The 21,315-nt window shown below is 42.0% G+C and carries 23 protein-coding genes; 1 reads left to right on the forward strand and 22 read right to left on the reverse strand.

Features of this window, described 5'->3' with window-relative positions; genetic code table 11:
* Positions 1-8 precede the first annotated feature (8 nt).
* The 15 genes from GVJ38_RS08330 to GVJ38_RS08400 all read right to left on the reverse strand — a co-directional run bounded on the left by GVJ38_RS08330 (position 9) and on the right by GVJ38_RS08400 (position 11,950).
* Positions 9-698 (reverse strand): amino acid ABC transporter permease, encoded by a 690-nt coding sequence (locus GVJ38_RS08330; protein WP_159722693.1) that lies wholly within the window; start codon positions 696-698, stop codon positions 9-11.
* 12 nt (positions 699-710) lie between these two features.
* Positions 711-1,568: a transporter substrate-binding domain-containing protein gene (locus tag GVJ38_RS08335; RefSeq protein WP_159722694.1), complete on the reverse strand. Its 858-nt coding sequence runs from the start codon at positions 1,566-1,568 to the stop codon at positions 711-713.
* A 170-nt stretch (positions 1,569-1,738) separates the two neighbouring features.
* Positions 1,739-2,551: a transporter substrate-binding domain-containing protein gene (locus GVJ38_RS08340; RefSeq protein ID WP_159722695.1), complete on the reverse strand. Its 813-nt coding sequence runs from the start codon at positions 2,549-2,551 to the stop codon at positions 1,739-1,741.
* Between the two features lie 149 nt (positions 2,552-2,700).
* Positions 2,701-3,486: an acetyl-CoA carboxylase carboxyl transferase subunit alpha gene (locus GVJ38_RS08345; RefSeq protein WP_159722696.1), complete on the reverse strand. Its 786-nt coding sequence runs from the start codon at positions 3,484-3,486 to the stop codon at positions 2,701-2,703.
* A 1-nt stretch (position 3,487) separates the two neighbouring features.
* Positions 3,488-4,351: an acetyl-CoA carboxylase, carboxyltransferase subunit beta gene (gene accD, locus GVJ38_RS08350; RefSeq protein ID WP_159722697.1), complete on the reverse strand. Its 864-nt coding sequence runs from the start codon at positions 4,349-4,351 to the stop codon at positions 3,488-3,490.
* A gap of 11 nt (positions 4,352-4,362) precedes the next feature.
* On the reverse strand, positions 4,363-5,727 hold the full coding sequence (locus GVJ38_RS08355) for an acetyl-CoA carboxylase biotin carboxylase subunit (protein ID WP_159722698.1): 1,365 nt from the start codon (positions 5,725-5,727) through the stop codon (positions 4,363-4,365).
* 6 nt (positions 5,728-5,733) lie between these two features.
* Positions 5,734-6,156, reverse strand: a complete 423-nt coding sequence (gene fabZ, locus GVJ38_RS08360) for a 3-hydroxyacyl-ACP dehydratase FabZ (protein ID WP_159722699.1) — start codon at positions 6,154-6,156, stop codon at positions 5,734-5,736.
* 5 nt (positions 6,157-6,161) lie between these two features.
* Positions 6,162-6,656 (reverse strand): acetyl-CoA carboxylase biotin carboxyl carrier protein, encoded by a 495-nt coding sequence (gene accB, locus GVJ38_RS08365; RefSeq protein WP_159722700.1) that lies wholly within the window; start codon positions 6,654-6,656, stop codon positions 6,162-6,164.
* Between the two features lies 1 nt (position 6,657).
* The gene (gene fabF / locus GVJ38_RS08370) at positions 6,658-7,884 is read right to left on the reverse strand and encodes a beta-ketoacyl-ACP synthase II (protein WP_159722701.1); all 1,227 of its coding nucleotides are present in this window, start codon (positions 7,882-7,884) and stop codon (positions 6,658-6,660) included.
* A 16-nt stretch (positions 7,885-7,900) separates the two neighbouring features.
* A complete protein-coding gene (gene fabG / locus GVJ38_RS08375) occupies positions 7,901-8,632 on the reverse strand; it encodes a 3-oxoacyl-[acyl-carrier-protein] reductase (protein WP_159722702.1) in 732 nt (243 codons plus the stop codon).
* The gene (gene fabD, locus GVJ38_RS08380; protein WP_159722703.1) at positions 8,633-9,547 is read right to left on the reverse strand and encodes an ACP S-malonyltransferase; all 915 of its coding nucleotides are present in this window, start codon (positions 9,545-9,547) and stop codon (positions 8,633-8,635) included. It abuts the gene before it with no gap.
* Positions 9,548-9,597: 50 nt separating this feature from the next.
* Positions 9,598-9,825 carry an acyl carrier protein gene (locus GVJ38_RS08385; RefSeq protein ID WP_159722704.1) on the reverse strand — a complete coding sequence of 76 codons (228 nt, stop codon included), beginning with the start codon at positions 9,823-9,825 and terminating at the stop codon, positions 9,598-9,600.
* Between the two features lie 50 nt (positions 9,826-9,875).
* On the reverse strand, positions 9,876-10,832 hold the full coding sequence (locus tag GVJ38_RS08390; protein WP_159722705.1) for a beta-ketoacyl-ACP synthase III: 957 nt from the start codon (positions 10,830-10,832) through the stop codon (positions 9,876-9,878).
* A 4-nt stretch (positions 10,833-10,836) separates the two neighbouring features.
* Positions 10,837-11,277, reverse strand: coding sequence for a fatty acid biosynthesis transcriptional regulator FabT (fabT, locus tag GVJ38_RS08395; RefSeq protein ID WP_159722706.1), 441 nt, complete (start codon positions 11,275-11,277; stop codon positions 10,837-10,839).
* A 244-nt stretch (positions 11,278-11,521) separates the two neighbouring features.
* Positions 11,522-11,950, reverse strand: a complete 429-nt coding sequence (locus tag GVJ38_RS08400; protein ID WP_159722707.1) for a MarR family winged helix-turn-helix transcriptional regulator — start codon at positions 11,948-11,950, stop codon at positions 11,522-11,524.
* A gap of 183 nt (positions 11,951-12,133) precedes the next feature.
* On the opposite strand from GVJ38_RS08400, the gene GVJ38_RS08405 reads away from it, so the two are divergent.
* Positions 12,134-13,918 carry an ABC transporter ATP-binding protein gene (locus GVJ38_RS08405; RefSeq protein ID WP_159722708.1) on the forward strand — a complete coding sequence of 595 codons (1,785 nt, stop codon included), beginning with the start codon at positions 12,134-12,136 and terminating at the stop codon, positions 13,916-13,918.
* Positions 13,919-14,002: 84 nt separating this feature from the next.
* Here GVJ38_RS08405 and GVJ38_RS08410 read toward each other — a convergent pair whose 3' ends face one another.
* The 7 genes from GVJ38_RS08410 to GVJ38_RS08440 all read right to left on the reverse strand — a co-directional run bounded on the left by GVJ38_RS08410 (position 14,003) and on the right by GVJ38_RS08440 (position 21,019).
* Positions 14,003-15,166 (reverse strand): SAM-dependent methyltransferase, encoded by a 1,164-nt coding sequence (locus GVJ38_RS08410; protein ID WP_159722709.1) that lies wholly within the window; start codon positions 15,164-15,166, stop codon positions 14,003-14,005.
* A 127-nt stretch (positions 15,167-15,293) separates the two neighbouring features.
* Entirely contained in the window at positions 15,294-15,524 is a 231-nt protein-coding gene (locus GVJ38_RS08415) for a YkuJ family protein (protein WP_159722710.1), read from the reverse strand.
* A gap of 112 nt (positions 15,525-15,636) precedes the next feature.
* Complete coding sequence (locus tag GVJ38_RS08420; RefSeq protein ID WP_159722711.1) at positions 15,637-16,515, reverse strand: NAD(P)-dependent oxidoreductase; 879 nt, start codon at positions 16,513-16,515, stop codon at positions 15,637-15,639.
* Between the two features lie 64 nt (positions 16,516-16,579).
* Complete coding sequence (locus GVJ38_RS08425; protein WP_159722712.1) at positions 16,580-17,809, reverse strand: glycosyltransferase family 4 protein; 1,230 nt, start codon at positions 17,807-17,809, stop codon at positions 16,580-16,582.
* 15 nt (positions 17,810-17,824) lie between these two features.
* A complete protein-coding gene (locus tag GVJ38_RS08430) occupies positions 17,825-18,868 on the reverse strand; it encodes a glycosyltransferase family 4 protein (protein WP_159722713.1) in 1,044 nt (347 codons plus the stop codon).
* A 157-nt stretch (positions 18,869-19,025) separates the two neighbouring features.
* A complete protein-coding gene (gene ptsP / locus GVJ38_RS08435; protein ID WP_159722714.1) occupies positions 19,026-20,753 on the reverse strand; it encodes a phosphoenolpyruvate--protein phosphotransferase in 1,728 nt (575 codons plus the stop codon).
* Complete coding sequence (locus tag GVJ38_RS08440) at positions 20,753-21,019, reverse strand: phosphocarrier protein HPr (RefSeq protein ID WP_010759545.1); 267 nt, start codon at positions 21,017-21,019, stop codon at positions 20,753-20,755. The genes ptsP and GVJ38_RS08440 overlap by 1 nt, the downstream gene beginning before the upstream one ends.
* Between the last annotated feature and the right edge of the window lie 296 nt (positions 21,020-21,315).

Consider the following 21,315-nt stretch of genomic DNA (forward strand, 5'->3'; position numbering starts at 1 on the left):
AAGTCCTCCTAGCGTTGATAGCCTTTCCCTAATTTTTTCTCCCATAGATTCAACAAACGCGAGGTCACAAAAGTCATGACAAAATAAATCGCGGCTGCTACAAAATAAGGTTCTAATGGAATATACGAATTAGAGATGACGATTTGAGCCGAGCCCATCAGTTCATTGATCCCGATTGCAGTCAGTAAAGAAGAATCTTTGATCAAGGTGATGAATTCATTCCCTAATGGCGGCAAAATATTCCGTAAGGCTTGTGGTAAGATGACATACCGCATCGTTTGGCCTGGTCGTAAACCAAGTGAAAAGGCGGCTTCACTTTGACCATAGTTCACAGCGGTGATCCCACCACGGATGATTTCTGCGACATACGCCCCTGAGTTTAGTGACAACACGATCATTCCGGGAATCAAACGACCAAGGTCAACCGTCAACACGCCGAAGTTCATGTCTTTTGAAGAAAACAATCCTTGCAACAGCAAAAAACCAATCATGATTTGAAGCAACATCGGTGTGCCCCGCAATACTTCGATATAAATATTTGCTAACCAATGCAATGGTTTATTTTTTGATAATTTGAGTAGTGCCATCAATAAACCGATCAAGGTACCGAGCACGACCGTCACTAAAGAAATGACGACCGTTACCCCGGTACCAGAGACAAAGTACGATAGGTATTTACCTAAAAATGAAAAATCCAAACTATCTGACCTCTATTCTTTCGCTGATTTCTCAGCTAATTGATTGTTTTCTTTGACGAACTGTTCGATTTTACCATCATCGTTCAATTTTTTGATGATTTTGTTCATTTCACCTTGTAACTTAGTTTGTCCTTTTGGTAAAGCGATGGCAAAAGCTTCATCAGACGATGGTTTCAATGCGATATCAGATGCGATCATCAAATCAGGATTTTGTTCCACGTAAGATTCCGCAATCGTTTTCTCAACGACTAACGCATCTAATGAGCCTTGATTGACCTCAACGACCATGTTCGGTACTTTTTCGATGGAAACAAGTTTAGCACCTTTTAATTGATTCTTCACGACGTCTTCTTGGATCGAACCTTTTTGCGCGCCGACTTGTTTGCCACTTAAAGCCGCTACGTCTTTGAATTTATCTTTATTTTTTTTATTGATCACAACGACCTGAGGCGGATTGTAGTAATTATCGGTAAAGTCGAATTGTTTTTTCCGTTCATTAGTCGCAGAAACACCAGAGATCGCGATATCTGCTTTGCCTTCTTTGACCGAAGCTAATACCGTATTAAAACTCATATCACTGACTTTGACTTTCACGCCAAGTTCTTTTCCGATTTCATTCGCCAAATCAATATCGGCACCAACGATCTTATCTTTTCCATCAACCATTGTATGGAACTCAAATGGTGCGAAATCAGCAGATGTTGCAACTTTTAAAACTCCCGCTTTTTTGATTGCTGCCAGCTGGTCGCCTTGTTGTTCTGTTTTTGCACTACTAGAAGAGTTGCTTGCTTTGTCACTACTTCCGCCGCCACATGCAGCTAGAGAAACCAGTGCGGCTAAAGCAACGATTGCGCCGGTAATTTTTTTCATCATTGTTTCCTCCCACATAAATATACATATTTTTTTCTTTGAATGGCTTCATTATAGCATGAAATTTTCAAAAAGCTAGTCATAAGATGTATATTTATTAATTAATGTTAAAATTGTTTAAATATAATGTATAAACGCGAGCTATATCCATGAATATTGAATAAATATCGCTATTTAGTTTCTGAATGTTGCGCGATTTTATTATTCTTAGCGACCATTTGTTCAACTTCACCTTGAGCTTTCAATTCTTTGATGTGTTGATTCAACTCTTTAACTAACTTTGGATTTCCTTTTGGTACCGCGATCGAAAAGGCATCTTCTTTTGAACTTTTCAACGGAATTTTTGAGATCGCAAGTTCTGGATTTTGCGCGACATAAGACTCTGCGATCGTTTTTTCTACGACCAGTCCATCCAATGACCCATCTTTTACTTCTAAGACGATGTTCGGTAATTTTTCGATGGAGACGAGCTTAGCATTTTTCAATTGTTCTTTAACCACATTTTCTTGGATCGTACCTTTTTGTGCACCGACTTGTTTATCTGCCAGTGAATCAACTGTCGTAAAATTATTTTCGTTTTTCTTATTGATTAAGACGACTTGCGGCGAAACGTAATACTCATCGGTGAAATCAAAACTTTTTTTTCGCTCTGGCGTGACCGAGATTGCGGAGACAGCGATATCAGCTTTGCCTTCTTTAGCCGCAGCCAGCACTGAATTGAAACTCATATCCAGCCACTTCACTTTCACACCCATCTTTTTAGCGATTGAATTAACTAGATCGATATCAGCACCAACGATCTCATCTTTTCCTTTGATATCAGTATGAAAGCCAAATGGTGCATAATCTGGTGACGTGGCAACTTTGATTACTTTTTCCTTTTTGATCGTTGTTAATTTGTCCTGTGAACTTTCCGCTTTGCCACATGCCCCCAAGCCTAGTAATGTAACACCTGCTAGTAAAATCAATAAACTTTTCTTCATACAAATGCCTCCTAATTAGATTCAACCTTCAAATTGTTGAATTTAGTATAGCATATTCTTGCACAAAGTCTAGTTATTTTTGTATATTTATTTAAATAAACCGCATCAGTGTGAATATTAAAACAAAAAAACAGCAGATCACTCTGCTGTTAAAACTTGCGGAAACGAGCATAACGCTGTTCCAATAGTTCTTCAATTGATAGCTTACTCAAACGATTCAATGTTTCAATCAATGACTTTTGCATCATTCGAATGATTTTTTCTTTTTCTAGTGCTTGACCTTTTAACGTTTCGGGAATGACTTTATCGATCACAGCTAGTTCATGTAATTCTGGTGCGGTAATTTTCATCAACTCGGCAGCTTCGTCGGCCCGCTTACCGTCTTTCCACAAGATCGACGCAAAGCCTTCTGGTGATAAGATCGCATAGATGCTGTGTTCCATCATCCAGACTTCATCTCCCAGTGCTAGAGCCAGAGCACCGCCACTTCCGCCTTCGCCCGTGATGATGGCAATGATCGGGACTTTGAGATCTGACATCTCTAATAAGTTGCGGGCGATCGCTTCACCTTCACCCCGTTCTTCGGCTTCAACTCCACAGTAAGCTCCCGCTGTGTTGATCAATGTAATGACTGGCCGCTGAAATTTCTCAGCTTGCTTCATCAAACGCAACGCTTTACGATAGCCTTCAGGATTAGGTTGTCCAAAGTTACGGTCCATATTCTCTTTTAAGGTCGCGCCTTTTTGAATGCCGATCACTGTTACAGGCTTATCCGCCAATAAAGCGATCCCGCCGACGATCGCTGGGTCATCTCCAAATAAACGGTCACCATGAAATTCTTCAAAGCCTTCAAACAATTGTGCAAAAAATTCTAAACTGGTCATGCGATCTTGCTGGCGAGCTATTTTTACGATTTCTCCTGCTGAAAGTGTCATCTTATCCCCAACCTTTCTGTTGATGAAGTGCCAGCAAATGCTCAAGTTTTGCTCGCAACTCTAGCCGTGGGACGATTTGATCGACAAATCCATGTGCCAATAAAAATTCAGCTTTTTGAAAATCAGCGGGTAATTTTTGGCGGATTGTCTGCTCGATAACTCGTCGACCAGCAAACCCAACTAGACTCTGTGGTTCCGCTAAAATAATATCGCCTTCCATCGCAAAACTCGCTGTGACACCGCCGGTAGTTGGATCAGTCAAAACAGTGAGGTAAAGCAGTCCAGCGTTGCTATGACGCTTCACCGCAGCCGAGATTTTAGCCATTTGCATCAGTGAAAAAATACCTTCTTGCATCCGGGCTCCACCAGAAGCCGTAAATAAGATGACCGGCAATTTTTTGGTCGTTGCTTTTTCAAACAAACGCGTGATCTTTTCACCAACGACCGTTCCCATACTGCCCATAATGAAGTTTGCATCCATCACGCCAATCGCGACTTCTCGTCCGCAGATCAACGCTTGACCTGTTAACACTGCTTCATCTAATCCAGTCGCAGCTTTAACTCGTTCCAATTTTTCAGGATAGCCTGGAAAGTCGATCGGGTTTTTTTCAGGTAAACCTGCGTCCCATTCGATAAAACTTTTTTCATCGATCGTGATCGCGATTCGCTCCCACGCACTGATCCGAAAGGCATAGCCGCAATGAGGACAAACTTTAGCGATCCCCATCTCTTTTTTATACAGCGTTCGTTTGCAGTTAGGGCATTTCGCCCACATATTATCTGGTACACTTGGTTTTTTAGTTGGTGCGGCATCGCGGTTAGGATTGATCCGAATATAATTTTTCTTCTTATTGAATAGACCCATTCATCTGCCTCCTATTCGCTTTTTTGCCACTCAGGTAAAAAGGTTTCTTGTAAAAAGCTCGTATCATAATCGCCCGTTAATACATTTGCATGAGAGATCAGATCCATTTGGAAATCAACATTCGTGATGACGCCTTCTGAGACAAATTCGCCTAATGCGCGTTGCATTTTCAATAAAGCATCAAAGCGATTTTCCCCATGCACGATGACTTTTGCGATCATAGAATCATAATACGGTGGGATCGTCACACCGCTATACATCGCACTGTCCACTCGCAAACCTAAGCCGCCACTTGGTAAAAGTAGCGTGTTGATCTTACCGGGAGAAGGCGCAAAATTAAAGGCTGGGTTTTCGGCATTGATACGGCATTCGATCGCATGACCCCGAAAAGTCACGTCTCGTTGCTCTAAGCCCAGTGCTTCTCCGGCTGCGATTTTGATTTGTTTTTTGACGATATCGATCCCTGTGATCATCTCAGTGATTGGGTGTTCAACTTGGATTCGAGTATTCATTTCCATAAAATAAAAATGACCATCTTCACCACGTAAAAATTCGATCGTTCCCGCACCTTCGTAGTTGACGGCTTGGCCAGCTTTGACGGCGATCGCACCTAATTCTGCTCGACTTTTAGCTGAAATAATGACCGAGGGCGCTTCTTCCAATACTTTTTGATTATTCCGTTGCAATGAACAATCACGTTCACCTAAATGGATCACATTCCCAAACTGATCGCCTAAAATTTGAACTTCAATGTGGCGCGCAGGATAAATGATTTTTTCTAAATACATCGCGTCATCGCCAAAAGCTGCTTTAGCCTCTGATTTAGCGGCTAAGAAATTTTTTTCTAGTTCAGCTTTCGTTTTGACTTTTCGAATGCCTTTGCCACCACCACCAGCGGCTGCTTTTAACATGACCGGATAGCCCACAGCATCGGCGATTTTTTCAGCTGCTTCTAACGTCGTGATCGCCCCGTCACTGCCGGGAATCACTGGCACACCAGCTTGTTGCATCAATTGACGGGCATGGATCTTATTCCCCATCTCATCAATTGTTTTTTCGCTCGGTCCGATAAACTTGATATTGCATTCCGCACACATCGAAGCGAACAAACTATTTTCTGACAGAAAGCCAAAGCCGGGATGGATCGCTTCAGCATCCGTCACGATCGCCGCACTCAAAATCGCTTGCATATTCAAATAAGAATCCGTTGAGCGAGCAGGGCCGATACAAATCGCTTCATCTGCCATCTCTGTATGCAGTGCTTCTTTATCGGCTGTAGAATAAACAGCGACTGTTTGGATTCCCAGTTCGCGACAAGCACGAATGATTCGAACGGCGATCTCGCCACGGTTAGCGATCAAAATTTTTGAAAACATAGACATCTATCCAATCATAAAGGTCAGTTCAGCTTCAGCGACTTTTTTGCCATCGACATATGCGATGCCTTTGCCTACTCCAGCTGCTGACCGGACTTTGGTCAATTCAATTTCTAAGATCAAGGTATCACCAGGAACGACTTTTTTCCGAAATTTAGCTTTGTCGATCCCACCAAAATAAGCGGTCTTACCTTTAAAATCTTCTAAGCTAAGTAACGCGACCGCCCCAGCTTGTGCCATTGCTTCGACGATCAATACGCCAGGCATAACAGGTTCATGAGGAAAATGACCTTGAAAAAAAGGTTCATTAACCGAAACATTTTTCTTCGCTTTCACACGTTTACCAGGTTCTAATTCTTCCACTCGATCGATCAATAAAAACGGATACCGATGCGGGATGATTTCTTTGATTTGTTCGATTGTTAACATCTTTTTTACTCCTCACTAATGCGAAATAGCGGCTGACCATATTCAACCACGTCTTCATTTTCAACTAAAATCTCTGTGATTACACCGTCATAATCGCTAACGATCTCATTTAATAATTTCATCGCTTCGATGATACAAACCGTTTCACCTTTTTTAACTGAGTCTCCGATCTGTTTATATTCTGGCTGATCCGGTGACGGCTGCAAATACACGACACCGACGATCGGTGATGTAATCACTTGGCCAACTGACTCGACAGTTGCCGCAGCTGGCTCGCTTTTGGTTGCTGAAACAGCTTGATTGCTCGACTCAATTTTGACAGACGTCGATGCAGGCGATTCAGTCGTTGTTTCAACTGGCGAAACAGGAGCTTGATTAGTCTGCCGGCTCATTTCATTTTTATTCATGTAAAGCTCAAAGCTGCCTTCGCGCAAATCAAATTCAGTCAGTGTTGACCCGTCGAATTGGCTCAGCAAGTCTTTGATTTCATTGATGTCCATGCTAATCCTCCCAACGTTTCAAACAGATCACCGCATTGTGTCCGCCAAAACCTAAAGAATTGCTGACTGCATAATTCACTTCAGTTTCTTTAGCTTCATTGATCACGATGTTCGCTTTAATCTCAGGATCAACTTCTTTCACATTGATCGTTGGCGGGATGAATTGGTTTTGGAGTGCTAACAAGCTAGCAACAGCTTCCACTCCGCCGGCTCCGCCTAATAAATGCCCCGTTAATGATTTAGTCGAGCTGACATACGCCTTTTCCGTCAATGCACTTAAAATCGCTTGGCTTTCAGCTTTATCATTTGCTTGTGTGCTTGTTCCGTGTGCATTCACATAGTCGACATCTGCTGGGGTGATCCCCGCTTCGTTGATTGCTTCTTTGATCGCGCGACTAGCACCTTCCCCTTTTGGATCTGGAGCAGTCATATGGTAAGCATCACATGTCGCACCATAGCCTACGACCTCACCTAAAATTTTCGCACCGCGTTTTTGTGCGTGTTCAAGTGATTCCAACACTAAAATTCCCGCACCTTCGCCCATCACAAAGCCATTGCGCTCCGTATCAAATGGGATGGAAGCCCGATCAGGATCTGTTGCATCGCTCAATGCAGTTAATGAAGCAAAACCTGCAATCCCGATTTTGTTGATACAAGATTCTGCACCACCGGCTAAAATGACATCCGAATAGCCATGCTTAATATTCCGGAAAGCTTCACCAATGGAATGCGTTCCGCTAGCACAAGCTGTCACGGTACTGGTACAAATTCCTTTCGCGCCGATCCGCAAAGCCACATTTCCTGCAGCCATGTTGACGATCGCCATAGGTACAAACATCGGTGAGACACGTTTTGGCCCTTTATCGTTCATCTTCAAAACTTGATCTTGGATCGTGCCTAATCCGCCGACACCAGAACCGATCATCACGCCTAAACGCTCACGATCGATTGCGTCAAGTTCCAAACCACTCATTTCAATGGCTTCTAATGCTGAGTAAATCGCGTACAAGGAATAAGTTTCCATGCGCTTCGTATCTTTTTTCTTGAAATATTTTTCTAGTGGAAAATCTTTGACTTCAGCAGCTAACGTGATACCGGTTTCCGAGGCATCAAATTGTTTGATTTCACCGATGCCATGACTTCCATTTTTCAAACTGGCTAAAAAAGTTTCCGGATCGTTTCCGATCGGTGAGGTCACTCCATAACCTGTGATTACGACTCGATTCATTTTGTCTGTCCTTTCTTTACATGACCATGCCGCCATCAACTTTTAACACTTGTCCTGTGATGTAAGGATTCTGTGCTAAAAAGACGACTGCTTGGGCAACATCTTCTGTTTGACCAAATCGTTTCAATGGGATTTGGTTTTCCATTTGTTCTTTCACTTTTTCATTTAATTCAGCAGTCATATCTGTTTTGATAAAACCTGGGGCAACCGCGTTACACGTGATCCCTCGAGGCGCAACTTCACGCGCTACTGATTTAGTAAACCCGATCACGCCAGCTTTACTAGCTGCATAGTTCGTCTGACCGACATTGCCGATCAATCCGACGACACTCGTCAAATTAATGATCGCACCACTGCGCTGTTTCATCATCTGCTTCAAGACTTTTTGGGTCATATTGAACGTCCCTTTTAAATTGATATCGATCACCGCATCGAATTCTTCCGGGGTCATCCGCAACAATAATTTATCGTTGGTGATCCCAGCATTATTGATCAAAATATCGACCGAACCTAATTGCTCTTGTGCTTGCTTGATCATCTCGCCCGCAGCTGTAAAATCACTGATATCACCACAAACACTGATGCAGTTGACACCGTGTGCTTTGATCTCAGCGATTTTTTCCTCAGAGATCATTTTGCGACCATTCAATACGATATTCGCACCGGCTTTAGCAAATGCCTGCGCAATGCCCCAACCGATCCCACGACTACTGCCGGTAATAAATACATTTTTATTGGTTAATTCCATTTAAGCCTCCAGTAATTTTTGTAACGTCCCACTGTCTTCTACCCGCTGTAGCGCTAGCGTCTTATCGATTTTTTTCACAAAGCCAGACAATATTTTACCTGGACCGATTTCTACTAGCTCCGTCACGCCTAAACTTTTCAGCGTCTCGATACTGTCGCTGAAACGAACAGGTGACATGACTTGTTTTTCTAACAACGATCGGATGTCTGATTGTGGCATCACTTGAGCCGTCGTATTCGAAATAACTGGGATGTTCATTTCGTGAAAATCGATCGTTTGTAAAACTTCAGCTAACTTTTCACTAGCCGGTTGTAAAAGTGCAGTATGAAATGGTCCGCTAACGTTTAGTGGGATCATGCGCTTTACACCTTGTGCTTTTAATAACTCTTCTGCTTGCTCGACTGCTTTGACCTCGCCGCCGATCACGATTTGTTGAGGCGTATTATAATTGGCTGGTGAGACGATCCCGACTTGACTCGCTTCTTTACAAGCTGCTTCGATCACTTCAGCCGGCGTATTCATCACCGCCACCATTTTACCGCTACCACTTGGAGCTGCGGCACTCATTAATCGCCCGCGAGTTTGAACAAGTGTCACTGCGTCAGAAAAAGCTAACGCACCACTTGCCACTAATGCTGTATATTCACCAAGACTCAAACCAGCGACTGCATCTGCTGTTATCCCTCGATCGTTTACAACCCGTAAAAAGGACGTACTGACTGTCAGGATCGCCGGTTGAGTGAACTCTGTTTCATTTAAATTTTGATTTTCTGTAAAACATAGATCGGCCATTGAATAGCCTAGTAACTCACTGGCTTCTTCAAATGTTTCGCGTACGATTTTTTCTTGCTTGTACAATTCTTTTCCCATGCCGATATATTGGGCGCCTTGCCCGCTAAATAAGAATGCTCTCATGACAATCTCCTAATAAGAAAGGCCAGGCTCACGCCTAACCTTTCCATTTTTTATGCATTTTGTTGTTTTTCAACGTAGTCAACTAAATCTTTGACGGTTGTGATGCCTTCTTCTGTTTCGATTTTCACATCAAATTCGTCTTCGATCTCATTGATGATTTGGAATAAATCTAAGCTATCTGCTTCTAAATCTTCTTGGATGTTTGTATCTAATTTTACTTCATCTTTTTCTACGCCTAATTCTTCAACGATAATGTCTTGGATTTTTTCGAATGTCATAATAAATTCCTCCGCTAACTTTCAGTTTTAATTATTTTGTATACAGGAGCTTACAGTTCTAACAAAAGGTTTCCCCATGTCAATCCGCCGCCATAACCTGTGAATACCACTTTTTGGGTGCCATCTAATCGAATCGTTTCGGCTTCTACTAGTTCATCCAATAAAATCGGAATACTAGCAGCCGATGTATTGCCATAATTGGCAAGGTTCATCGGAAATTTTTCGATCGGCTCTTTTAATTTACGCGCCATTTTTTGAATGATCCGCTCGTTGGCTTGATGAAACAAATAATAATCGATCGTTTCTTCACCGACGAAGGTCTTCAAACATTTCGTAACGTCGTTCAAAGCAAAATCATAGATCGCTCGGCCATTCATCGCCAATTTATTTTTTTCATTGGCTTCTTGATAAAAGGCTGTCTTTGTGACGCGATACCCTGCGGTCAATGAATCACCACGCGTTCCATCAGCTTTTAACACTTGCTTTATAATAGAAGGTTTCGCCGCAGCTTCCAATAAGACTCCCGCAGCTCCGTCGCCGAATAAAACGGCTGTCGTGCGATCTTGCCAGTCGATCAGCTTCGAAATTTTTTCGCCGCCAATCACGAGCCCGCGCGTTAAACCTGAACGAATGAAATTTTCCGCAGTCGCTAACGCGTAGACAAATCCTGAACAAGCAGCCGTCACATCAAAAGCCAGTGCATTCACAGCTCCCAAAGCGCCTTGGACTTGGCAAGCAACCGAAGGCGATGTGTAATCCGCCGACATCGTCGCGACGATCACAAAGTCTAATGTTTCTGGAGCGATCGTTTGTTTTTCGATTAATTGTTGCGCAACTTTCAAACACAGATCCGAAGTGTTTTCAGCTTCTGCGATTCGCCGTTCTTTGATACCAGTTCGTGATTGGATCCAGTCATCAGAAGTATCCATCAACTGTGCTAATGCATCGTTGGTCACGACTTTAGTTGGCAAGTAACGAGCCGTTGCTGTAATTTTTCCATATCGCATGGGACTATTTGATCTCCTCTAAATACTCATATAGATTTTTGAGTGCTCGTAAAAAGACTTCTTGTTCATCGGGATTCAAATCTTGAATGGCTCGTTTGACCATCTCCCGGTGAAAGTGCTGATGGATTCGATAAACCAAACGACCTTTTTTTGTCAAAGCAAGTTTTACGACTCGGCGATCATCTTCACTACGAATCCGTTCCGCGTAGCCTTTTTTAACTAAACGATTGATCGACGTCGTCAGTGTGCCGACGGTGACGAGCAACTCTCGGGCGACTTCTGTCGTAGTCTTTTTTTTGTACATCCCAATCGCGTCGATGGTATGCATCTCAGTCATAGTTAAATCATTGAACTGTGATTTTTTCAATTGTTTTTCTTCGATCCATAACACGTCGTTAAAGATCGAAACTAAGTAATCATTGGTTTCTTCCCAATTGTGTTCCATCTCTTCACCCAATTAGTTTGACTTTCAAATCATTTGATGTTCAAACTATATCTTATTTTTTTTTTGAATGCAACCACTTTTTTAGGCTTTAAATAAAATTAAGAGTTAAAACAACGATTTGTTTTTTTTACTCAACTTCAAAATAGTTTGATTTACAAAGTAATTGTTTCCTCCTTTAAGCTGACCAGCTAAAAAATAGCGCAAAAAAATAAACGAAACTGATCGGCTTCGTTTACTTTAAGGTCTAGCGGAAATTTTGATTCAGTTTTGCTAAGATCTGAGCCAGTTGTGTTTTTTCCGTTTCGTTTAGGACTGAAAAAATCTCTTCGCCATACTCTAAGCGAACTTGTTCAAAATTTGCGACTAACGCACGGCCGCTATCAGTCAAAAAAAAGTTAGTGACTCGCCGATCGGTTTCATTTTGTTGTCGGCGCACGTAACCTTTTTTTTCTAGCTTCGTCAACAACTCACTAACTGATGCAGGCCGGATCTTCAATTGAGTGACTAACTCTTTTTGTGAGCAGCCATCGTGTTTTAGTAACATCCGCAAGACTCGATTTTGGCCATGGGAAAATTCTTGGCCTTCGACTTGTTCTCGCGCTTGGAATAATTCACGGCGGATCAAGCGGTTCGTTCGTTGGAATTCATCAAATAAATCTGTCGCAGTCACCATACCCGTCCCTCCTCAAAGAAAAAACTTTTACCTGCTCTTATTAGTGTACCGAAAAAAATTTTACTCGTCAATTAGTTAGGTACCTGAATAATTGACAAATTCATTCGCTTTTCGTATAATGTTTAGGTACCTAAATATCTTTCTACTCGATTAACTAAACCATTCAACTAAAGGAGTGTTGTTATGCCTCGAATGCATTTTAGTAAACCACAAGACTTACCGAAACTCTCCTGGAAATTTGTCTCACGCATCTTACACTTTTTTGAACACTACAAACTGCAACTAGCCGGGATCATCTTATTGACATTTGGTATCTCACTGTTAGGGTTGGTTCCCCCTTTATTATTGCAAAAAATCGTCGACCAAGCGTTACCGCACAAAAATTTGCAGCTGTTGTTTTGGCTCGTCGGTTTTTCCATCACCGCAACGATCGGATTGAACTTGTTGCAAGTCGCGCAAGGTTATCTCAGCACTTGGGTAGCCAAAAAAATCACTTACAATATCAAAAATCAACTTTATGCTAACTTAAGTCACCAAGCACAAAGTTTTTTTACGACTGTTAAAGAAGGCGAGATCATCACGCGGCTGACTAGCGATGTCGATGGGATCCAACAAATTTTCCAAACGACTGTCGTCAATGCCTTGACCAGTGTTTTTATTTTAGCGACATCACTAATAGCTTTGATCCATTTGAATCCATGGCTAGCACTAGTTAGCATGTTGACGTTACCATTATTTATTTTACCGACTCGAAAAGTTGGGCAAGTTCGCTGGCAATTGACTGCGAAAAGTCAAAAAAAATTGAGCCAATTAAACCAACACGTTCAAGAAACATTGAACACTAGCGGCAGCACCTTGATGAAATTGTTTACCAACGAACCACAAGCGTTGCGTGAATTTAAAACCATCAACCAAGCTGTCACTGCTCTACAACTAAAAGAATCATTAGCCGGCCGCTGGTTTCGCATGACACTAGCTGTCTTCACCACGATCGGTCCGATGTTAGTTTACTTAGCAGGTGGTTACTTACTCATCCAAGGCCAGATCAGTCTTGGGGGAATCATCACGTTTGCCAGTTTATTGACTCGGATGTACAATCCGGTGATCCAACTGTCTAACATCCAAGTCGATTTTATGAGCTCGTTTGCATTATTTGATCGGATCTTCGCTTATTTGGATCAAACTTCTCCGATCAAAGAAACAACGGAACCACAAACGCTTTCGACTGAAGATTTTCAATTGGAATTTCAAGATGTCAGCTTCCGCTATCAAAATGAATGGGCGTTGCAACATATCCAGCTCACTGTCAAACCGGGGCAAACATTAGCTTTAGTCGGACCATCGGGTGCTGGAAAATCAACCTTGACTAATTTGATCCCGCGACTGTATGATCCCACGCAAGGCCAAATTTTGTTAGCTGGTCAAAAACTCACAGCTTACGCGCTGGCTGATTTACGTCAACAGATCGGCGTCGTCACTCAAGAAGCGTATTTATTCAATACGACGATCCGTGAAAATTTATTATACGCTAAACCAGAAGCAACGGAAGAAGAATTGATCGCTGCTACAAAAGCTGCGTATATCTATGATTTTATCACCCAACTGCCAGCTGGTTTTGAAACAAAAGTCGGAAATCGCGGCGTTCGCTTATCCGGTGGCGAAAAACAACGACTAGCGATTGCTCGCGTGATCTTAAAAGATCCAAAACTTTTGATTTTAGATGAAGCAACGTCGGCTTTAGATGCGCTTTCTGAACGCTATGTTCAAAAAGCGATGGATAAATTATTAGAAAATCGGACTAGTATCGTGATCGCACATCGGCTGTCAACGATTCGAGATGCCGACCAGATCGCAGTCTTAGAAAAAGGCCGCTTAGTAGAACAAGGGGATCATCAAACACTCTTACAACAAAATGGTCTGTACGCTAAATTGCATGCCACACAATTTAATCTAGCAAAATCTGCCTAATAAAAAAGCCAGGCTGACTCAGGATCATTTGATCTTGACTCAGTCTGGCTTTTGACTAACACGCTTTAACTGGCTATCACTTTTTTAATTGCGATGCATCGGGATCGTGTTATTATTCGGATGCACTAAGAGGTACTGGATCACATCGATATTACTAGCTTGGAAAGATGCCGCACAAGCTTGTAAATAAAGATCCCACATCCGATAAAAATCTTCTTGTTTATCAGCAATGACTTGATCTTTGACCGCGTGGAAATTTTTCGTCCAATGTTCCAGTGTCAATTGATAATCACGCCGCAAACTTTCTAGATCAATCACTTGCAGATTCGTTTTTGTAATGTGGTCGACTAATTCAGTCACCCCAGGAATATAGCCACCGGGGAAAATATATTTATTGATCCAACCATTTTTCGCACCGCCTTGTTGTCGACTGATGCCATGGATCAAAGCCGTTCCCGTCTTCGCTAGATTTTTTTCCACCACGTCAAAGTATTCTTGTAGATTTTCAGGCCCGACATGTTCAAACATTCCGACACTGGTGATGTGATCAAATTGATAATCTTTCAAATCACGGTAATCCATCAACAGTACGGTCACTTGATCTTCCAAGTGTTCTTGCTGAATGATCGTTTGAATATGCTGGTATTGCTCTTCACTCAAGGTAATCCCAGTCGCTTTGACTTGGTATTCTTTTGCTGCCGTTAAGATCAATGTGCCCCACCCACAACCGATATCCAACAAAGTCTCACCGGGTTTGATAAATAATTTATCTAAAATATGGTGCACTTTATTGATCTGGGCTTGCTCTAATGTATCTTGCGGCGTTTTAAAATACGCACACGAATACGTCAATGTGTTGTCTAACCACAGCTCATAAAAATCATTTCCTAAATCATAATGACTATGGATATCGGCAGCTGATTGTTTTTTCGTGTGTTTTTCTTTCGGCATGAATTTTTTGAACTTATTGTTGTGTAAAAAACCTTCCGCCTGATTGTAGACATCGTAGATCAGCTCTTGTAAGCTTCCGACGATCTCAATCTTTTTTTCCATGTAAGCTTCCCCAAGTGCGATCGAAGCATTGTTCAATAACTCTTTGACTGGAATCTTTTCATGAAAAATAATTTTGAAGACCGGTTCGCCTTCCCCTTCACCATATTCTTTGACTGAGCCATCCCAATACGTGACCTCCGTCTTTTTAGAAAAAGATGGTTTGAATAGTTGATTGTAAACTTCTTTGTCTAACATAATTTCCCCCCGCAAATTTTGGTTACTCCTTATCATCCGCCAAAATCGTCAGAAGTTCAAATGATATGATCAGTTTTTGGAATAGAAGTCGCTAGTTTGAAGTAATAAAAAAAACGGGTCTCCCCGTTTATTGAATCAAATCATAAATTTCCATTGCGACAATATCGATATTGTCGAACTGATAAGATTGCTTACTGTCACTTTCAGTCAATTCAAAAGTCTCAGTTGAACTGTCATAGGTCACGGTACATTTCTCAACGCCTTCTTTTTCAAAACGGCGAACTTGTATTTCGTTGTCGGTCGATTCCGTCATCGCTTCTAAGCGTCTAATGATGGCAACTAACTGTGAGTGTTGCATCTAGATGCCTCCCTTCCAATAATTCTGTTTTATTGTATCAAATCGGTCGCGATCTTGCATTCTTTTTCATTAAAATCTTTTCTAATTTTTCGCGAAGATTGAATTCCGCGGTTTATTTTTTCGGCGCACCAGTTGGCCACCACAATTTGATCAATGCTTGGGTCCCATCATTTTCAAAACCTTGATCCGCTAATTTTTTATAAAGTTGTTCCGCTAAAGCCGTTGCTGGAAGATCCAGCTCCATTTTTTTAGCTTCGTCTAGTGCGATCTTCAAATCCTTGATAAAATGTTTGACAAAAAAGCCCGGCGAATAATTTTGCGCTAAGATCCGCGGTACATAATTTTCCATCGACCAGTTTTGGGCACCGCCGCCACTCAATGTTGCTAAAACTTTTTCTAAATCAAGTCCCGCTTTTTGCGCGTAGACTAACATCTCAGTCAAGCCTGTCATCGTACCGGCAATCATGATTTGATTGGCCATCTTCGTATGTTGACCGCGTCCTGCTGTTCCTTGAAGGGTATACGATTTTCCCATGACTTTAAAAAGCGGCAATACTTTTTGATACGCTGTTTCACTGCCGCCTGCCATAATGGTGAGCGTTGCGTTTTTCGCGCCAACATCACCACCAGAGACTGGTGCATCTAGTGCATCCGCACCTTTTTCAACCGCTGTTTTTTGGATCTCTTTGGCTAACGTCGGCGTAGAAGTCGTTAAATCGACAAGTACTTTGCCACTTATTTCCGCCTGAAAGATCCCTTGTTCACCGTAATAAACTTCTTTAACATCTTGTGGATACCCCACCATCGTAAAAATAATCTCCGCTGCTTGTGCAACTTGTTCTGGCGTATCTTGCCAAACAGCTCCTTGTGCTATTAGTTCGGCGGTTTTACTTTTCGTTCGATTGTACACTACGACTTCATGATCGGCTTGCAACAGATTTTTCACGATCGCCTTGCCCATCACACCTGTTCCGATAAAACCTAATTTCATTTGCATATCCTCCTCATCAAAAAGAATCCACCTCTAGTATAACGTAAGCGGTGGATTTAAGCTGTCATTTGTTTTCTGGATTTTTTAAAGCTAGTTTTATTTTACGCCGCGTCGTTGTTTCATAATCTTCCGCTTTACATTGCGTCTCGTAGTATTTCAACATATCACAGTAAAATGCTTCCACCTGCTTGCCAAAATGTTCAGCGGAAACTTCTAGCAATTTCTGACTTTGGACGGCTAGATCAAATGGAATCGCTTGTTCCATATAAGCTAGTAGCGTCGAGGCAAACTCTTCGTCTGCAGTAAACGTCACTCCTAAGTGTTCATCGTCGATCAGCTGATCTAAATAATCATTGCCTTTGACGACACACTGCGTTCCGGACGCAATCGATTCAGCATACGTCAAACCTTGTGTTTCCGAAGATGACGCACTGACAAAGTAATCCGCAGCCCGATAGTAATAGGCGACGCGATCATTTGGTACTTCACCGGTAAACTGGACAACTTCAGTTAATTTTTCTGCCACAACTAACTGTCGCAACGCTTCTTGATAAGGCCCTTTCCCCACGATCACTAAGCGAGCAGCGGGCTCTTTAGCCACTACTTTAGAAAACTCACGTACGATCGCTTGGATATTCTTTTCGTATGAGACGCGACTCAAAGACAAGATCATTTTTTGTTCTGGTGTGATACCTAGTTCACGCCGCAATGCGCTAGTCTGCGTGAGGGTGATCTCCGGACGTTTGAAACGTTCTACTTCGATCCCCGTCGGAATAATTCGCATCGGGATATCCACACCGTAACGCGCTAATGTTTCTACTACGCGTTTACTCGGACAGATCACACCCGTTGAGTGATTGACAAAAATTCGCACGAAGCGCTTCACATGAGAGGGTCTGACCACTTTTCCGTTGGCGATATAATGCAAGTAATCTTCATACATCGTGTGATACGTATGAATGACGGGTACATGCAACCGATTTGCTACCATTTTTCCTAAAAAACCTGCGCCAAACTCAGTGTGAGTATGAATGATATCCAACTGTAATTCTTTTGCGATTTGATAAGCAAAAAAAATCCCCCGCACGACGATCCGCCGATCTTTGAATGACACAAACGGGACGCTTGGCATCCGCACAATATCTTTTTCAAATTCGTCAGCATCCGGATCAGTCGTCGTAAAAATATAAACTTCATGGCCTAACTTTTCTAATTCTTCTTTGAGTGTTTTAATCGAAGTCGACACGCCACTGACTTGTGGAAAATAAGTATCTGTAAAAAAACCAATCCGCACTCTGATTCCTCCAAACTATCTCATGACTTTTTCGTAAATCGCTTGATCATATCCCCGTCCCAAAACTTTTTGGTAGACCGCTTGCAATTCTAGACCGATCTCTTGGATACTTTTACTTTGTGCCGTTTTAAAACCTGCTTGGGCTACAGGAAGATCTTTTTGTTTCGTCAATCGTGCGATCAAATCGATAAAGTCTTGATTTGTCTGACCCATATAGCAATTTTTTTGATCAACTAGCCAGCCTTCATAAACCGGAATGTCACGCACTAGAACTTGCTGCTTACTGGCTAAAGCTTCTAAGACGACGATTCCTTCTGTCTCTTCATAAGAAGGAAAGAAAAATAAGTCTGCACCTGAGTAAGCTCCTTCAATGATCTCGCCACTGATGTAGCCTGGAAAAAGGACATTTTGCGGATGATCATGCAATACGATTTGACGGATGTCTCGCGGGATCGAATACAATGGGACTTCCCCAAACCAAATGAATGTATAGTCTGGAAACTGGCGCGCGATCTCAACAAAATCCAGCAAGCCTTTCCGTTTAAAAAACAACCCGACACTGATCACGACTTTTTGTTTTGGCTGCAAGTGAAAATAAGTACGAAACGCTGCTTCTTTTTTTTCAGTTGGATAATATTTTTGTAGATCGATCCCATTTGAAATCGCAGCGATCGGTTGTTTGATGCCATAATTTTTCAGCAGGCGCCGAGCATAGGGCGTCGGGGTGATCAAGTGATCCGCTTGCTCATACAAATAAACTAACCATTTTTTGACCAAAGGCGCTAATTGATTTGAACCGACAAATGAATTTTTAAAATCTTCTTCAGTTGAATGCGCATGGTAAATCACTTTTTTGCCAGCTGCTTTAGCTTGCTTGACTTTTAATAAACTTTTGAGGCCATACGTATTGATATGTAACAGGTCATAATCGGTGCAGGCAGCATCGGTCGTGTAATCGATCCCGACTGTCGCTAACGCTCGTTTTTGATGTTTCAAAGCGTTTCCGATTCCAGATTTTCCGATCACGTTTTGGCCTTCAAAATACAATAAAACTTTCACTGCCGCGCCTCCTTTTACTCTGCCTATTATTATAACACAGCACTTTGGCTATTTTATCAAACTTAAATCTTAAATCAATAGTAGAACGGATCTTCTGCCATTTTTCTAAAAAATAAAAAAGTTGGAGCTAAATGTTTCAGCCCCAACTAATCTAGTTTTATTTTACGTATTGTTCGACTAATGCAACGACTTCTTCCATCGTATCGCATTCTTTCAAGGCTTTATCAGCTAGTTCAGCCATGTCAGTCGTTGAAAGTTTTTTCATCAAGCTACGTGTTTTAAGCACTGAAGTCGCACTCATTGAGAATTCATCTAAGCCCATTCCCATCAAAAGCGGTACCGCAGTTTGATCGCCGGCCATCTCGCCACACATACCAGCCCATTTACCTTCAGCGTGAGCTGCGTCAATCACGTTTTTGATCAAACGCAAGATCGATGGATTGTAAGGCTGATACAAGTAAGAAACTTGTTCATTCATTCGATCAGCTGCCATCGTGTATTGGATCAAATCATTCGTTCCAATACTGAAGAAATCAACTTCTTTAGCAAATTTATCTGCTAACACAGCGGCTGCTGGAATCTCGATCATGATCCCAACTTGGATCGAATCAGAGATCTTCACGCCTTCTTTGACTAATTTTGCTTTTTCTTCATCAAACAATTTCTTAGCTGCTCTAAATTCTTTCAACGTCGCTACCATTGGGAACATGATGCGTAAGTTTCCGAATGCAGACGCCCGCAATAATGCACGTAATTGTGTCCGGAACATGCCGTCACCTAATTCAGACAAGCTGATCCGCAACGCCCGGTAACCTAAGAATGGATTCATTTCATGCGGTAATTTTAAATAGTTCAATTCTTTATCGCCACCGATATCCATCGTCCGCACAACGACTGGTTTGTCGCCCATGCCTTCAAGAACCGCTTTGTACGCTTCGAATTGATCTTCTTCAGTTGGAAAGTCCGGTGAGTCCATGTAAAGGAATTCAGTTCGGTACAAGCCGATTGCTTCTGCTCCGTTGTTATGGACACCTTCAAGATCTTTAGGCGTTCCGATATTAGCCGCAAGTTCGAAATGTTTGCCATCTGCGGTCACGGTTTCAGCTTCTTTTAATTTCTCCCATTCTGCTTTTTGGGCAGCGTAGTCTTCGCCAGCTTTTTTAAACTCAGCTGCTTGCTCGTCAGTTGGGTTTACGATGACTTCACCGATGATCCCATTGACAGCTAACTGATCACCGACTTTGACTTTGGCTGTAATCTCTTTAGTCCCAACAATCGCTGGGATCTCTAATGAACGCGCCATGATCGCAGAGTGGGAAGTCCGTCCGCCGATATCAGTTACAAACGCTTTAACAAAATTTTTGTCTAATTGCGCCGTATCACTTGGTGTTAAATCGTGTGCTACTACGACTACTTCTTCATCAATCATTGAAGGGTCAGGTAACGTTACCCCTAATAAATGCGCCATCACACGTTTGGTCACGTCTTTGATGTCGGCTGCACGTTCTTGCATATAAGCGTTGTCATCCATCGCTTCGAACATGCCGATGTACATGTCAGTCACTTCTTTTAAAGCGGCTTCTGCATTGACTTTATTGTCTTTAATATGTGAATTGATTTGACCGATCATCTCTGGATCTGAAAGAACCATTAAATGCGCGTCAAAAACTTGTGCTTCTTCTTCGCCTAAGCTTTTTGCTGCTTTATCACGGATTTTTTGTAATTCAGCAGAAGAAGCTGCCAAAGCATCTGCTAAACGCTTTTCTTCGGCAGCTGTATCTTCCACACTTTTCTTATCGAAAGACAAATCCGGTTGAACTAGCAAGTAAGCTTTCGCAACGGCAACCCCGTCACTAGCGGCAATACCTTTTAGCATTTCAACCATTATTCAGATAGTCCCTCTTTCTTCATTGTTTCGACGATTGCTTCCATTGCTTCTTTTTCGTCAGCGCCTTCAGCAGAGATCGTAACGTCAGAACCTTGGCCAACACCTAAAGACATAACGCCCATGATTGATTTTAGGTTAACTGATTTTCCTTTATACTCTAAGTTGATATCTGAGTTAAATTTGCTTGCAGTTTGCACTAGTAATGTTGCTGGGCGTGCGTGGATCCCTGTTTCTGCTACTACGTGAAAATCTTTTTTTTCCATATTGACCGTTCTCCTTTATATAAGAAAATTAATTAGTTATGTTAGGGTTTCGTGACAAAGCTTGGCTTTAACACCCCTTCATTTCTAAAGGTTACCATTTTTTTACTTTTGATACAACAATTTTAGCTGAAATATTCTAACAAAATGTATCCCTTTTCTTTTATTTTATTCCACTAGTGTTGCAAAGAACTTCAAATCATTAAAAGCATTGCTATAAAGCTATTCATGTACAAAAAAATCCTTTATACTGTTCTCGGATGACTTATCCAAGACCAATAAAAAGGACCTACGCATGG

The sequence above is a fragment of the Enterococcus sp. CSURQ0835 genome, assembly GCF_902706605.1.
Taxonomy (GTDB): Bacteria; Bacillota; Bacilli; order Lactobacillales; family Enterococcaceae; genus Enterococcus_A.

Excerpts from the sequence above, each read along its gene's own strand:
- accB (WP_159722700.1), bottom strand. The coding sequence starts at position 6,656 with ATGGACATCAATGAAATCAAAGACTTGCTGAGCCAATTCGACGGGTCA.
- GVJ38_RS08400 (WP_159722707.1), bottom strand. The coding sequence starts at position 11,950 with ATGGTGACTGCGACAGATTTATTTGATGAATTCCAACGAACGAACCGC.
- fabD (WP_159722703.1), bottom strand. The coding sequence starts at position 9,547 with ATGAGAGCATTCTTATTTAGCGGGCAAGGCGCCCAATATATCGGCATG.
- GVJ38_RS08405 (WP_159722708.1), top strand. The coding sequence starts at position 12,134 with ATGCCTCGAATGCATTTTAGTAAACCACAAGACTTACCGAAACTCTCC.
- fabG (WP_159722702.1), bottom strand. The coding sequence starts at position 8,632 with ATGGAATTAACCAATAAAAATGTATTTATTACCGGCAGTAGTCGTGGG.
- GVJ38_RS08410 (WP_159722709.1), bottom strand. The coding sequence starts at position 15,166 with ATGTTAGACAAAGAAGTTTACAATCAACTATTCAAACCATCTTTTTCT.
- fabT (WP_159722706.1), bottom strand. The coding sequence starts at position 11,277 with ATGGAACACAATTGGGAAGAAACCAATGATTACTTAGTTTCGATCTTT.
- GVJ38_RS08340 (WP_159722695.1), bottom strand. The coding sequence starts at position 2,551 with ATGAAGAAAAGTTTATTGATTTTACTAGCAGGTGTTACATTACTAGGC.
- fabF (WP_159722701.1), bottom strand. The coding sequence starts at position 7,884 with ATGAATCGAGTCGTAATCACAGGTTATGGAGTGACCTCACCGATCGGA.
- fabZ (WP_159722699.1), bottom strand. The coding sequence starts at position 6,156 with ATGTTAACAATCGAACAAATCAAAGAAATCATCCCGCATCGGTATCCG.
- GVJ38_RS08355 (WP_159722698.1), bottom strand. The coding sequence starts at position 5,727 with ATGTTTTCAAAAATTTTGATCGCTAACCGTGGCGAGATCGCCGTTCGA.
- accD (WP_159722697.1), bottom strand. The coding sequence starts at position 4,351 with ATGGGTCTATTCAATAAGAAGAAAAATTATATTCGGATCAATCCTAAC.
- GVJ38_RS08390 (WP_159722705.1), bottom strand. The coding sequence starts at position 10,832 with ATGCGATATGGAAAAATTACAGCAACGGCTCGTTACTTGCCAACTAAA.
- GVJ38_RS08345 (WP_159722696.1), bottom strand. The coding sequence starts at position 3,486 with ATGACACTTTCAGCAGGAGAAATCGTAAAAATAGCTCGCCAGCAAGAT.
- GVJ38_RS08335 (WP_159722694.1), bottom strand. The coding sequence starts at position 1,568 with ATGAAAAAAATTACCGGCGCAATCGTTGCTTTAGCCGCACTGGTTTCT.
- GVJ38_RS08415 (WP_159722710.1), bottom strand. The coding sequence starts at position 15,524 with ATGCAACACTCACAGTTAGTTGCCATCATTAGACGCTTAGAAGCGATG.
- GVJ38_RS08420 (WP_159722711.1), bottom strand. The coding sequence starts at position 16,515 with ATGAAATTAGGTTTTATCGGAACAGGTGTGATGGGCAAGGCGATCGTG.
- ptsP (WP_159722714.1), bottom strand. The coding sequence starts at position 20,753 with ATGGTTGAAATGCTAAAAGGTATTGCCGCTAGTGACGGGGTTGCCGTT.
- GVJ38_RS08385 (WP_159722704.1), bottom strand. The coding sequence starts at position 9,825 with ATGACATTCGAAAAAATCCAAGACATTATCGTTGAAGAATTAGGCGTA.
- GVJ38_RS08440 (WP_010759545.1), bottom strand. The coding sequence starts at position 21,019 with ATGGAAAAAAAAGATTTTCACGTAGTAGCAGAAACAGGGATCCACGCA.